Source organism: Stieleria magnilauensis, assembly GCA_007753675.1.
GTDB classification, from domain to species: Bacteria; Planctomycetota; Planctomycetia; order Pirellulales; family Pirellulaceae; genus Stieleria; species Stieleria magnilauensis.
On sequence record CP036432.1, the window covers coordinates 1,221,922 to 1,234,675 of the forward strand.

Here is a 12,754-nt window from a genome sequence, read left to right on the forward strand (position 1 = left end):
TTTTCCAGGCTCCGCCTGGGAGCATCACGGTCGTGGAGGCTGCCACCATCGGAACGAGGTGGACGCCAGGGTGGGAACCCTGCGAAGCGGCAAGCAGGAATGCTTACCCCACGAGTATTCCGCCACACCTTGGTTTTCGGGTAGGCGGTAGTGGACGAGGCGACGAGTCCTTGCCAATCTTCCGGCTACAGAGGACTCGTCGCCTCGTCCACTACCCGAAAATTGAGCTGCGATAGTCGACTAGCCGGCCATGCGGGAGATGCGGTTGCCGGGTTGGGCGATTTCGCTGGCGCTGGGGTGGTAGCGGTACTGCATCAGGTAGGCGTCTTCGACGGTGTCGTCGTAGAAGTCGCGGAGCACGCTGATGGCCCGGAACCCGAGATTCTTGAAGAACAGCTGGGCGTCCAAGTTCGTTTCTCGGACTTCCAGCATGATGCGATTGCGGCGCTCGTGCGACAGTTTTCCGAACAGCTTGCTGCACATCGAGTTTCCGACGCCGTGGCGGCGTTGGTCGGGATGGACGGCGAAATTCAGAATGTGCAGTCGGTTCTTGTGCAGTTCGTAGATCATGAAGCCGACGATTTCGTCGTCTTTCTCAGCGACCATGCCGATGCAATTGCGTTGTCGCAGGCAACGGATGAAATCCTCCTCGGTCCAGGCAAATTCGAAACAGCTCTGTTCGATTGCGAGGACGGACGGCATGTCGCGACGAATCATCCAGCGGATGTGCACGCAGACCGGAGTTTCTTTGGCTTGTTTCACTTCTGGGCTCCTTTCCAGCGAGACGAAACCCGGCCGGTGTCACCGGTCCGGTAATTCGAAAAATGCGTCAACAAAACCAGCAAATCGTCTCGATCATCGCGTCGTTTGCCGTGTGCGGGGAAAATAGCAAACGACCCGGCCCGAACCAAGACAGATTGTGAAGTCTTTCGAATTGGCGCGTTTAATTCTCTCACTGCATGTGTTCCGGGACGCGTGTGCCCCGCCCCGACCGGATCCGCAAGACGTTGCGAATCAATCATCGAGGGCGCTGCGTCCTTCCCATTGAATAATTAGATTCAAACGGTTCTGTCGGGGGGACGCTACCGAAAAGACAGCAATCTGGGGAAAATTTTCTGGCTAACTCAACTCAGCTTGCCAAAGCCCTAAAGCCGGGTTCTGGATGTAGTAGAATTCGCTGCCGTCGACGTCGGTGTGCCAGCCGTCGGTCAACGTGCCGACGTTGTAACGGTTCATCAACGCGTTGATGTCGCCGGGCGTGTATCCGACCGACGAGATCTCTTGCGAAGTGAGCTTTCCAGCCGCATAGACGACTTCAAAACGGTTTTCATGGGAGCCATGAACCAGGTGTGCCGCGGCCGATGGGTTGGCGGCCAAGTCTTCGTTTTCGGCGACCAACTGCACGATCTCTTTTTTGGTGCGGTAGCCGTACTTGCGAATCAGCCGATCAATCTCGCCATCTTCTCCAAACTCTTCCACCGCCGGGCCCAGGATGGTCAGCCGTCCGCCGGTCGCGATCGCCAATCGAGTCCGGTAGATCGCCTTGTTCCCCAGCCAGGTGCTTTTGAATTCCGACGGATCCAGGTAGGCGACGACGTGTTGGGGAGGCTTTTCCAGGTGCGTGATGTTGACTTGGTAGGCGAGCTCGGCGGCTTTGAAGAACGTTTCGTGATCATCGCCGATGTACAGACCACGCGTGTGCAGCGTTCCGTCGCGCATTTGCTGGATCACGGTCAAGGCGTAGACGATCGGCATGCCCTTGCAAAACTCGTCTTGGGCGTAGTTGAGGATCTGCCGCAGAGGCGTGTTCGCCCGTCCCAGTGTTTGTTCGATGCCGTAGACCGCGCTCAAGTAGTGGCTCTCGTTGATCCCCTCGACGCCACCGGTTCCGACAAAGACGTTTTTGTTGTAGTTGGCCATCCCGATGACTTCATGCGGCACGACTTGGCCGATCGAAAAGATCAGATCGTGGCCGCCGTCACGGAGCAATTTGTTGACTTGGGCTTTCCACGGTTTGTCATACACCCCACCGGTGACGTCAGAAACATACGACGCCGGTACCGTGCCCAAGGTGACCACGTCATCGCGCCAGCGGTGGGGGCGAAACAGATCCAGCGGCACACCGGGGAACATGTGCGACAGTTGCTCGGGCTTCATCGCGCTATGGGTGCCCAGTGCCGGCATGATGTCCGCGACGCGTTCGCCCAGCATCTCGTGGCACAGCGCCGTGATTTCACCGGCGCGGCTGAACAGTCGTGTGTGGTCGGGCGGCAACAACAACGCTTTTTCGGGCAGCCCGATCTTGGCGAAGGTTTCTTCGAGCGCGCGACGCAAGTCGTCCGATGTGAGTGAAGTCGATTCGCTGCCGGTTTCAAAATAGGTCGTCATGGTCCGTGGTCCGGTGTCATTCTTCCTGGCTGCCGTGGCAATCGCGGGGGATCATCCGCCCGGGGCCGTCGCTGCCGTAATGGATTTGAAGCGCAGATTCGAAATCGTCGCGCGTTTTAATTTTGACAAACGCCTGGCGAACCGATTCATAGTCCGGGTGCGATTGGCTGTATTTAATGGCGAATTTTCTCATCAACAAGGGGGCCCGCCCCGCGCCATAGGTTTGCTCACAGAGCGTAAAGTGTTCGCGCATCACATCGGCTTGCTGGTACAGCGACGGCGGGTCGGGCAGCGGTTGTCCGCCGGCCAACGCGCGGGCTTGTTGGAAAATCCAGGGGTTGCCGATCGCGCCGCGGGCAACCGTGACGCCGTCGATTCCCGTTTGGTCGATCATCCGCAGGCAGTCTTCGGCGGAGAACAGATCGCCGCTGCCGAGAATCTGCATCGATCGGCCGACGTGTGATTTCACTTCGCTTAAAAACTGCCAACGACTGGGTCCGACATAACGCTGGACGACGGTTCGGCCGTGGACGGTGGCGGCGGCCAAACCGGCGTCCAAGGCACCGTCCAAGATTTCGAAGAACGCATCGCGGGATTGTTGTGTGTCGTCGATGCCGCGACGCATCTTGACGGTGACCGGGATGTGATGCGGAACGATGTCGCGGGTCCGCTGCAAGATTTCGATCGCGACCTTCGGCTGTGACAGATGAAAACCGCCCCGGCATCGTCCCAAAACCTTTTTCACCGGACAGCCGAAATTGACGTCGATGATGTCGAACCCGGCTTCGACCAACTTGAGCGCCCCGAGCGAAAACTGCTCCGGTTCGGCGCCCATCAATTGTCCGCCGACGGGGTGTTCGTCGGGATGAATGTCCAAGAAGTGTTTCGTCTTTTGTCGTTTACCCAGCGCCAACAAGAACTGGTCCAGCATCACTTCACAGACGCTGTAGCTGGCGCCATGTCGTCGCGCGATCACACGCATGGGCAGGTCGCTGTAACCACTCAATGCCGCTTGCACGACCGGGAAACCGATCCGAACGTTGCCGATGTTCAGGTCAGGGTATCGACCGGGGGCCGCCGTTTCAGAGGTGTCCATGGGGGCGGATGCGACAGAACGCGACCGCCCGCCGGATGCGACCTGTCGATCGCCGACGCCAACGGTGCCCCCATTCAATTCCCCAAGCGGACCCGTCATGATGTGGTGTTACCTGAGCTTGCCGTCGATTGATTTCGTTGCATTGTCTCGCATTGTCTCTGTTTTTCCCGTCGTTAAAACCGCCTATCCCATCGACCATGAAGATCGAAACCGCACCGTTTGGAACCGCCGACGACCAACCGATCACCCGCTACACGCTCATCAATTCGAGCGGCCACCGAGTCAGCGTGATGAATTTCGGCGCCACGCTGCTGGACGTCGAAGTGCCCGATCGCGACGGAAAGCTGGCCAATGTCAATCTGTGTTTTGATTCCCTGGATCGCTATGTCGCCGGGCATCCGTACTTTGGCAGCAGTGTCGGTCGGTTCTGCAATCGCATCGGCAACGCGAAGTTCACGATCGACGACACTGAGTATGCTCTGGTCGTCAATCATGGAAAACACCAACTGCACGGCGGGATCAAGAATTTTTCCTACCAGGTTTGGACGGCGGAGACACTGGAGCAGGACGGATCGGTCGGCGTGCGGTTCCGCCTGACCAGCCCCGATGGGGACAACGGCTTCCCCGGCAACGTCAATGTGACCGCCGAGTACAGCTGGAACGACGCCGACGAGCTGAAAATCGTCTATTCGGCGACCACCGACAAGCCGACGCACGTCAATTTGACCAACCACAGCTATTGGAATCTGCGCGGTGCGGGGACGGGGACCGCCAAAGACCATGTGGCGACGATCCAGGCGGATCAGTTCTTGGACGTCGACGAGGACTTGATCCCGACCGGTAAGTACAACGACGTGCAGGGGACGCCACTGGATTTCCGCACGCCGACCCCGCTGGGCGACCGCCTCGACCAGCTCCCCGCGACCAAGGGTTATGACCACTGCTACGTCGTGCGTGGCGAGACGGGCCAGTTACGAAAAGCGGCCTTGGTGGCCGATCCCGAGTCGGGGCGGACGTTGGAGATTGAAACGACACAGCCCGGGATCCAACTCTACACGGCCAATCATCTCGGCGGCGGACCCGAAAACGCGGGCAACGGATCGCACGACGCGTTCTGTCTGGAGACTCAGCATTACCCCGACGCGCCCAACAAGCCGAACTTTCCCAGCACGCTGCTGCGACCGGGGGACAAGATTTCTGAAACGACGGTGCATCGTTTCGGCGTCAATTAGTATTCCGTCTCAGCTAGATTTTCGGGTAGTGGACGAGGCGACGAGTCCTCTGCAGTCGGCATATTGGCAAGGACTCGTCGCCTCGTCCACTACCGCCTACCTGACCCCTTTTCCGCTTGCGGGCGACGACCAGCGCCGCTCACAGTTCTTTCAACCGCACGTTGCGATAGTAGACCTCCAGCGGCGGCCCGCTGTGGACCTGCAGCCCGATCACGCCCTCGCGTTCGATCTCGGGATCTTGCTCGGTGTAGTCCACCGTTTGGACGCCGTTCAAAAAGATCTGGATCCGGTCGCCGCGGGCGATGATTTTCAGCGTGTTCCACTGGCCGCGTTTGACCGTCTTCATCGCCAACTCAGGCGATTCGGCCAAAAACTTTCGTCGTCTGGATTCATCGTACAACGCCCCCCAACAGGTGCCGTTGGGCATGAATCCGATGTCGGCCTGATAGCCGATGACTTCGGTATCATTCGGGATGCGTTTGGTGCGGAATTGCACTCCGGCGTTATTGCCTTGACCGACCAGTTTCGCGTCGACGGTCAATTCAAAATCGCGATAGGTCTTGTCGGTACACAAAAACTGGTTGGCGGGTATTTTTTCCGTCGCACTGCCGGCAACGATCGCACCGTCCTGGACGCGGAACCATTGGGTGTCACCGTTCCATCCGTCGAGGGTTTGTCCGTCGAACAAGGGAACCTCATCGCCCGGGGAGGTGTCAGCGGCTGGCGAGCAGGCGGCGGGTACCAGGCAGGCGGCCAGCAAGACCAGGCACGACCATCCGGACAGCAGGGTTGGACGCGGGAAGTTGGGCATGGCGGGGAATCCGATGGCGGGAATCGCCGAAAGTCCGGCGGATTGTGAAACGGGCAGCGATCATGATAATAGCCGTCAGAGCTCCCGTGCGATGAACTGCCTCGGTTTTTTGCCCCCACCGCAAGCTGGAAGCTTACGCCACGTCTTCATCCCCCTTTCCCCAAACACCGTTACCGATGTCCCAGCTGAACAAATACTCGAGCAAAATCACGCAGCCGAAAAGTCAGGGTGCCTCCCAAGCGATGCTCTACGCGACGGGATTGACCCGCGAAGACATGGACAAGCCCCAGGTCGGGATCGCGAGTGTTTGGTACGAGGGCAACAGCTGCAACATGCACTTGCTGGACTTGGCCGCCGAGGTCAAGCAGGGCGTGGAAGCGGCGGGCATGGTTGGGATGCGTTTCAACACCATCGGTGTCAGCGACGGGATCTCGATGGGCACCGATGGGATGAGCTACTCCCTGCAAAGCCGCGATCTGATTGCCGATTCGATTGAAACCATCATGGCGGCCCAGTGGTACGATGGGCTGATCGCGCTTCCCGGCTGTGACAAGAACATGCCGGGTTGTCTGATCGCGATGGGACGCTTGAATCGTCCGGCCATCATGGTTTACGGCGGCACGATCAAACCCGGGTTCCGCAACGGAGAAAAACTGGACATCGTCAGCGCCTTTCAGTGTTACGGCCAGTTCATCGCCGGCCAGATCACCGACGACGAGCGTCAAGAGATCGTCGAGAAGAGTTGTCCGGGCGCGGGAGCCTGTGGTGGCATGTACACGGCCAACACGATGGCCACCGCGATCGAAGCGTTGGGCATGTCGCTTCCCTATTCCGCCAGTGCTCCGGCGGAAGATCAACAGAAAAAAGACGAGTGCCGATTGGCCGGCGAAGCGATGTTGGAGTTGTTGAAGAAGGACATCAAGCCGCGCGACATCATGACGCGCGCCGCATTCGAAAACGCAATGGTCACCGTGATGGCACTCGGCGGCAGCACCAACGCCGTGTTGCATTTGATCGCGATGGCACGCAGCGTTGACGTTCCGCTTTCGATCGATGACTTCCAATCGGTTAGCGATCGGATTCCCTACCTGGCCGACCTGAAACCGAGTGGAAAGTTCGTCCAAGAAGACTTGCATTCGATCGGTGGGACGCCGGCGGTGATGAAGTACCTGCTCGAAAAAGGACTGATGGACGGTTCGTGTCTGACCGTGACCGGCAAGACGCTGGCCGAAAACGTCGAAGGTCTACCCGGACTAAAAGAAGGGCAAAAGATCGTCAGCACGGTTGAAAAACCGATCAAACCCAGCGGCCACATTCGAATTCTCAAAGGCAGTTTGGCGCCCGAGGGCGCGGTGGCAAAAATCACCGGGAAGGAAGGATTGAAATTCACCGGCCCGGCCCGTTGCTTTGACAGCGAAGAAGCAATGTTGGCGGCGCTGGAGCAGAAGCAGATCCAGAAAGGCGACGTCGTCGTCATCCGGTACGAAGGCCCGCAAGGTGGTCCCGGAATGCCGGAGATGTTGACGCCGACCAGTGCGATCATGGGAGCCGGTTTGGGATCCGACGTCGCGATGATCACCGACGGTCGATTCAGCGGCGGGAGCCACGGGTTCATCGTCGGGCACGTCACCCCCGAAGCGCAGCTCGGTGGCCCGATCGGATTGCTCCAGGACGGTGACCAAATCACCATCGACGCGGAAACCAATTCGCTGGATGTGTCGCTGTCGGCCGAAGAAATCGCATCGCGGAAATCGGCGTGGAAAGCCCCGGCGCTCAAGGCGAATCGCGGGACGCTGTACAAGTACATCAAGACCGTCAAATCGGCCAGCGAAGGTTGCGTGACCGACGAGTAGGATGGCGTGATCAGAAAGCGTTACAATGAAGCTTGATGATTCCCCCCCTCGATTCCCTCCTTGCTCAAAATGCGACTCATGAAAATCCGTTGTTTAGCCGCGTTATTTCTTGGTCTGCTAACGCTCTCTTGCCAAGCTGACGATTCCGGCGGCGGACAAGCCGTCGATTCCGAATCGCTTTGGATCACCTCGATTACCGCTGCCGGTGACGGAAGTTTTGTCGCCGGCACGGCAACCGGATTGCTGTTACGCCCCGGATCGGTCGCAAGGTTCCAAGCCGACGCGCCCGGCCAACTGGAGCAGCTTTACGAGCATCCCGCGGCCGTGTGGACGGTGGCGACCACGTCCGATGGCAAGAAGATCGCCAGCGCGGACTACAAGGGCAACTTGGTCGTCTACGATGTCGACGCCAAAACGCCAACGACCCACGAGGGGGCCTTTGAACGATGGTGCCAAAAAATCCTCGTTTCACCCGATGACCAGATGATCGTCGCGGGGAACGAATCGGGGAAACTGTTTGCCTGGAGCATCGCTGACGCCAAGGTGTCCAAATCAGTGGAGCTCAGTCAGGCGTCAATCACGTCGCTGGCGTTTTCTCCCAACAAGACCCAGCTGGCCGCCACCGATGGTGAAGGAAAAGTCCATCTGCTGAAATGGCCCGAGCTGGAAAGCACCGGGGCCGTGGCGGTGGGTGAAGAGACCGCATGGTGTGTGGCGTATGAAAGCGATGCGTCGCTGATCGTCGGTTCGGCCGATCGCAATCTGTACCGTGTCGAAGCCAAACCGGATGCGAAACCGGAATCGATCGCCAAGGGCACGGACTGGATCACCCGAATCGCCGTCTCGGACGCCGGCCAGATCGCGGCATCTGAAGTCAGTGGCAAAATCCACTTCGCGTCCGGAGGCAGCGTGTCGACGATCGGTGCCGAAAGCGGTGTTTGGGCGCTCTGTTTTCGGGGGGCTGGGCAATTGCTCGTCGGCACCCGCAAGAACGGCATCGTCACCGCCGGGCAACGTTGGGCGTGGCAACCCGCCGTCGCGAAAACGGCCGAGGCCAAAGAATGACGAGTCCGGATCTGCCGGAACGTGTGACGGAATCGGAACCGCCCAAACCGAAAAAAAACTGGGAATATGTCGCCCGGTTCGGCTCCATGCGAATTCTCGGCGTGCTCAGTGCGCGGGAGAGTTTTCGCTATAACGATCAGGTGGTCGCGCGGACCGAACGCGGGACCGAGATCGCCACGGTGCTCTGTGAAGCGACGCCCAACGCGCTGGATTCGATGAACGAACCGACGGCGGGAAAGATCGTCCGGCGGCTTTCCGAGGACGACCGCAAGCAGTGGGAACACATCCAGGGGCAGACCCGCGATGATCTGGCGATCTGTCAACGCTGCGTCGACGCGCGGGCGTTGAAAATGGACCTGGTGGACGTGGAACGGCTGCTCGGCGGAGAACGGATCGTCGTCTACTACGTCGCCGAGGGGCGGGTCGATTTTCGCCAGTTGGTCCGCGATCTGGCCGGCGAGTTCCAGACCCGGATCGAAATGCGGCAGATCGGCGTCCGCGACGAGGCAAAGCTGCTGGCCGATTATGGCGATTGCGGACAACCGCTGTGCTGTGCGACGTTTTTGAGCAAGATGCCGCCGGTCTCGATGAAGATGGCTAAACTGCAACGATCGACCCTGGATCCGACAAAAATCTCTGGGCGATGCGGGCGACTAAAATGTTGTTTACGCTATGAGTTTGAGACCTATGAGGCGCTGGCGGCCGAGCTGCCGCCGATCGGTGCGGAGATTTTGACCCGAGAAGGCAACGCTTCGGTCTTGGCTCACGACATTCTTTCGCAACAATTGATGGTGCGGACGGAGGACAAACGGAGGATACTGTTAAGTGTCGACCAAGTCGTTCGCGTGACCAAGGCTCCGCCGCCAGCCAAACCCCGCCGCAGCGGGCGCCAAGGCGGCACCCGAGACGCTTGACGGTTGGTCGAGGACGACGGTGTGATGAATCTGATAAAATCGAATCAAGATAGACCGCGACATGAGCAATGAATTGACCAACTCGCCCCTCCAAGCGATGCGAAAATTGTTGAAGGAGGACGCGCGGTACAAGTACGAGGCTTATCAGTTCATCCGAGAAGCCCTGCAGTTTGCCCACGAGCATCTGCCCGAGCTGACCGAAGCCGCCGTCTCGGCGGAATCGATGTCCAAAGGGCGGCCCAAACACATCACCGGCCAGCAACTCTGTGAAGCCTGTCGTCGATACGCCATCGACCAATACGGCTACCTGGGCAGCATGGTCTTGGGGTCGTGGGGAATCAAATCGACCAGCGACTTCGGTGAAATCGTCTACAATCTGATTCGCATCGAGCAGATGCGAAAGAGCGAGTCGGATCGTCGTGAAGACTTTGACGACGTTTACCCCTTCGACGGCGCGTTCGAACCCGAGTTCTCGTTGTCGAAAGTCGTTGACGATCTGGAATGCTAAGCACGCATTCGGTCGCCAAAGTGGGGTCAGCCTCGTGATTGCCATTGCATCCGGCAGCCGTTGTGAAACATAAGCAAGCTGGAAGCTTCTACCACCATGCCATCCATGATCTCACCCGCCCAGCTTTGCGTGATGCGCGTTGCATGCTGCTTGATGGTCGCGTTCACGTTGAGTGGAACCCTGACGCTTCATCCGGACTGCGTCGCACAAGACGCCGCCGTTGAAGAGAGTTCGCCGTCGGCAAACGAGACCTCTCAAGCGGCTGACGAAAAACCCAAGGAGCAGGCACGCAAAAGTTATCTGGGACGTGTCGTTGCTAAACCGATGAGCCATCTCGGCGCGTCCTGGTTGGTGCGACCGGAACGCGACGAAGAAGAAAGTGCTTCCGAATCGTTTCAGAAACTCGAACTCAAGCCGGGAATGGTGCTTTGCGATCTCGGCTGCGGCAACGGTTATTGGACGCTGCCGATGGCTAGAAAGGTCGGGCCGGAAGGAGCCGTCTATGCCGTCGACATCCAGCCGGAGATGTTGCAGAAACTCCGTCAACGCGCCGATCAATTCGGCCTGAAAAACATTCGCCCGGTGTTGGGAACGATCGACAATCCGAAGTTGCCGGAGAACACCATCGACTTGCTGTTGATGGTCGATGTCTACCACGAGTTTTCGCACCCGCAATCCATGCTCTGGGAGATTCGGCGTTCCTTGACGCCTACCGGAGTCGTGGCGTTGCTGGAGTACCGAAAAGAGGATCCGACGGTTCCGATCAAGCTGCTGCACAAGATGTCGAAGCGTCAGATCATGAAGGAATACCACGCCAACGGGTTCAAGCTGGTGCGTGAATACAACGAATTGCCGTGGCAACATCTAATGTTTTTCGCCCGCGACGACAGCCCACTCGAAGTGATCGAACCGGAGCCGACCGAACAGGTGCTCAAACGCATCGGCCCCGCGCGAGAGCGGTAATCGCGCTGCTGTCCAGCCTTCAGACGCTACGTTGGTGTCCAGCCTTTAGGCGCATCTGCAACGCCGCAGGCGTTCCGCGTGTCAGGCGTTCTGCCCACGCCCCGCACCAAAACGTCAACATTCATGCAGCCGCCGCCCGGACGCTGGCGCGAACCGGCTGATGTCAAACGATGATCAGCCGTTTGGCGCGAGCCTACGGCCTCCAATCCGAGGAAACGACGCGTCACTTCGCGGTGTCGGCTAACGCCCAAACACCAACGCGTTCCCGCTACAACACATTCGTTTTGATCGCCGATCCGTCGGGACGCGTCAATCGGAATTGGAATTGCCAATCTTGTGCCCAGGGTTCGGTTTGGGCGTTCTGCATGACTTTGATCATCACCGTGTTTTCGCCATCGACCAACTCGCAGTCTTCGACATATTGGTCGATGCGGGTTCCCGAGTGATAGACTTCGTTGCTGGACACGAGTTTGCCGTTGATCCAAACTTTGTTGGCGGTGATGCAGCCGATGCGAATCTGTGCCGGCATCGGCGTTGCTTCGCCGTCGACGGTGAAGGTGGCAAACAGGTAAGCGGCGGCATCTTTCTCGTTGGACAGCGGTCCGTTCAGATCGACCATGCCCAGGTTGTCATCGCTTTCAATTTGTTGCCACGTGACGGTTCGTTTCTTTCCTGTTTCCGGTTTGGGTTCGCCGGCGGCATCTCGGGCGATCGGCGATCCCGATTCGAGGTAACGGTTTTCGGGAACGTAGGCCGTGTCGAAGTGTTCGCTGTCGGTGTTGTCGAAGGGGCCGATCAGCCACCAGCGACGCATCATGCCCAGTTCTTCGGCGAGGTCAATGTTGACGTCCAGGTCGGCCAGGAGCTTGGCCGTTTTTTCTAGCTGTTTGGGGCTTCGGCCATGGGCGATCACTTGGCGAAAGACCTGCTTGGCCTGATCGGGTTGCGTCGACATCAGCTCCGCGCCCGCCTGGATCAACGATTCGATCTTCAGGTAACGGATCGGCAGCGAGGGGTCGGTTTCGGCATCGGCCAGCAATTCGGACGTCAGCCCCTGGTCGTGTTGGGTCAACAGCTGGTACGCGACGTAGCGAGCGTCGGCGTTCTTGGAGCGATCGGCAAAGAACCCCAGCAACGCGTCTTTGGGAAAGGGCCCATTGTCACTGACATCGGCCGCGATCGCCCGCAGCCAGTTTTTCCCGCGTTTGGAGGCGTTGTCAAAACCCTCCAGAACATCGGTGACTTGAGAACTGGGCAGCGACTGAAGCTGGTGGGCGGCTGCCGACGCGTCTTGGTCGAGTGCCACCGAGCCGTCGGTCTTGGCAATCGCTTGAAGCGACTGTTCCAAGTCGGGCTGGGCTGAAAACGCCGCTGGAATGAACCACATCATCGCCAGCGCGATTCCCACGAGAGGTCTCACGCCCGCGCGGGACGCGAACCAACGGGAGCGTAAGCGGCAGCCGGGATGACTAGGAAATAGACAAAACGTTCGAGTCATGTTCATCGATCAAGTGAGTCCGGTTGGGGCGGGCGAGATTGGCAGCATGATAGCCGAATCGGACACCGCCCGTCGAACACCTCGATCGGGAACGTCGCTTAGAGCAGGTCTTCTTTTTCCAGGATTTCTCGATACTGATCACGTTCGCGGCGGGTCGCTTCGAGGTCGAAGACGAGATACTTCATGTCCAACCGAAGTTGCGACAGGGCCTCTTGGACGAGGTTCAGGATGCGACGCCGACGGGTGCTGCAATCGATCGCTCGTGAAAGCGCCGGCGCGACAGTGTCTCGGTAGCGTGCGGGGAGGGCGTCGATCGCTGCAGTCAGCTCACGCAATTCTTGAGGAACTTCGTCGCCAACTTGTTTGTTCGATCCGATCGTCGTCTTTTGCATGCGCCAGGGCTCCGGAGAGAGATACGTTGAAGGG

Annotated in this window: 12 protein-coding genes; 6 read left to right on the forward strand and 6 right to left on the reverse strand. The window is 58.8% G+C overall.

The annotated features are described in order from the left end of the window. Nucleotides 1-240 precede the first annotated feature (240 nt). The 3 genes from rimI to TBK1r_RS04460 all read right to left on the reverse strand — a co-directional run bounded on the left by rimI (nucleotide 241) and on the right by TBK1r_RS04460 (nucleotide 3,484). Nucleotides 241-717: a ribosomal protein S18-alanine N-acetyltransferase gene (rimI, locus tag TBK1r_RS04450; protein ID WP_145222016.1), complete on the reverse strand. Its 477-nt coding sequence runs from the start codon at nucleotides 715-717 to the stop codon at nucleotides 241-243. A 402-nt stretch (nucleotides 718-1,119) separates the two neighbouring features. Next, nucleotides 1,120-2,388, reverse strand: coding sequence for a nickel-dependent putative hexonate epimerase (locus TBK1r_RS04455; protein WP_145207713.1), 1,269 nt, complete (start codon nucleotides 2,386-2,388; stop codon nucleotides 1,120-1,122). Between the two features lie 16 nt (nucleotides 2,389-2,404). Further along, complete coding sequence (locus TBK1r_RS04460; protein WP_145222019.1) at nucleotides 2,405-3,484, reverse strand: tRNA dihydrouridine synthase; 1,080 nt, start codon at nucleotides 3,482-3,484, stop codon at nucleotides 2,405-2,407. A gap of 197 nt (nucleotides 3,485-3,681) precedes the next feature. Between TBK1r_RS04460 and TBK1r_RS04465 the strand changes: the two genes are divergently transcribed. Beyond that, complete coding sequence (locus TBK1r_RS04465; protein ID WP_145207714.1) at nucleotides 3,682-4,716, forward strand: aldose epimerase family protein; 1,035 nt, start codon at nucleotides 3,682-3,684, stop codon at nucleotides 4,714-4,716. Nucleotides 4,717-4,855: 139 nt separating this feature from the next. Here TBK1r_RS04465 and TBK1r_RS04470 read toward each other — a convergent pair whose 3' ends face one another. Continuing rightward, a complete protein-coding gene (locus TBK1r_RS04470; RefSeq protein WP_145207715.1) occupies nucleotides 4,856-5,527 on the reverse strand; it encodes a 3-keto-disaccharide hydrolase in 672 nt (223 codons plus the stop codon). Nucleotides 5,528-5,703: 176 nt separating this feature from the next. Here TBK1r_RS04470 and ilvD point away from each other — a divergent pair, with 176 nt between their 5' ends. The 5 genes from ilvD (at nucleotide 5,704) to TBK1r_RS04495 (ending at nucleotide 10,830) form a co-directional block, all read left to right on the forward strand. Then, nucleotides 5,704-7,380: a dihydroxy-acid dehydratase gene (ilvD, locus tag TBK1r_RS04475; RefSeq protein ID WP_145207716.1), complete on the forward strand. Its 1,677-nt coding sequence runs from the start codon at nucleotides 5,704-5,706 to the stop codon at nucleotides 7,378-7,380. 78 nt (nucleotides 7,381-7,458) lie between these two features. Next, entirely contained in the window at nucleotides 7,459-8,445 is a 987-nt protein-coding gene (locus TBK1r_RS04480) for a WD40 repeat domain-containing protein (protein ID WP_145207717.1), read from the forward strand. Continuing rightward, entirely contained in the window at nucleotides 8,442-9,359 is a 918-nt protein-coding gene (locus TBK1r_RS04485; protein ID WP_419580959.1) for a PSP1 domain-containing protein, read from the forward strand. Before TBK1r_RS04480 ends, TBK1r_RS04485 begins: the two co-directional genes overlap by 4 nt. Nucleotides 9,360-9,420: 61 nt before the next feature. Further along, on the forward strand, nucleotides 9,421-9,867 hold the full coding sequence (locus TBK1r_RS04490; protein WP_095739432.1) for a Minf_1886 family protein: 447 nt from the start codon (nucleotides 9,421-9,423) through the stop codon (nucleotides 9,865-9,867). 105 nt (nucleotides 9,868-9,972) lie between these two features. Beyond that, on the forward strand, nucleotides 9,973-10,830 hold the full coding sequence (locus tag TBK1r_RS04495; protein ID WP_419580960.1) for a class I SAM-dependent methyltransferase: 858 nt from the start codon (nucleotides 9,973-9,975) through the stop codon (nucleotides 10,828-10,830). Between the two features lie 268 nt (nucleotides 10,831-11,098). On the opposite strand, the gene TBK1r_RS04500 is transcribed toward TBK1r_RS04495, so the two are convergent. Together TBK1r_RS04500 and TBK1r_RS04505 are read right to left on the reverse strand one after the other, a co-directional pair. Then, the gene (locus TBK1r_RS04500; protein WP_145207718.1) at nucleotides 11,099-12,220 is read right to left on the reverse strand and encodes a hypothetical protein; all 1,122 of its coding nucleotides are present in this window, start codon (nucleotides 12,218-12,220) and stop codon (nucleotides 11,099-11,101) included. Nucleotides 12,221-12,426: 206 nt separating this feature from the next. Continuing rightward, entirely contained in the window at nucleotides 12,427-12,720 is a 294-nt protein-coding gene (locus TBK1r_RS04505; RefSeq protein WP_095739454.1) for a transcriptional regulator, read from the reverse strand. Nucleotides 12,721-12,754: the final 34 nt, after the last annotated feature.

Coding starts and splice junctions, on each gene's coding strand:
- ilvD (WP_145207716.1), top strand. CDS start 5,704: ATGTCCCAGCTGAACAAATACTCGAGCAAAATCACGCAGCCGAAAAGT.
- TBK1r_RS04495 (WP_419580960.1), top strand. CDS start 9,973: ATGATCTCACCCGCCCAGCTTTGCGTGATGCGCGTTGCATGCTGCTTG.
- TBK1r_RS04485 (WP_419580959.1), top strand. CDS start 8,442: ATGACGAGTCCGGATCTGCCGGAACGTGTGACGGAATCGGAACCGCCC.
- TBK1r_RS04455 (WP_145207713.1), bottom strand. CDS start 2,388: ATGACGACCTATTTTGAAACCGGCAGCGAATCGACTTCACTCACATCG.
- TBK1r_RS04490 (WP_095739432.1), top strand. CDS start 9,421: ATGAGCAATGAATTGACCAACTCGCCCCTCCAAGCGATGCGAAAATTG.
- TBK1r_RS04480 (WP_145207717.1), top strand. CDS start 7,459: ATGAAAATCCGTTGTTTAGCCGCGTTATTTCTTGGTCTGCTAACGCTC.
- TBK1r_RS04500 (WP_145207718.1), bottom strand. CDS start 12,220: ATGATGTGGTTCATTCCAGCGGCGTTTTCAGCCCAGCCCGACTTGGAA.
- TBK1r_RS04470 (WP_145207715.1), bottom strand. CDS start 5,527: ATGCCCAACTTCCCGCGTCCAACCCTGCTGTCCGGATGGTCGTGCCTG.
- TBK1r_RS04465 (WP_145207714.1), top strand. CDS start 3,682: ATGAAGATCGAAACCGCACCGTTTGGAACCGCCGACGACCAACCGATC.
- TBK1r_RS04460 (WP_145222019.1), bottom strand. CDS start 3,484: ATGGACACCTCTGAAACGGCGGCCCCCGGTCGATACCCTGACCTGAAC.
- rimI (WP_145222016.1), bottom strand. CDS start 717: ATGATTCGTCGCGACATGCCGTCCGTCCTCGCAATCGAACAGAGCTGT.
- TBK1r_RS04505 (WP_095739454.1), bottom strand. CDS start 12,720: ATGCAAAAGACGACGATCGGATCGAACAAACAAGTTGGCGACGAAGTT.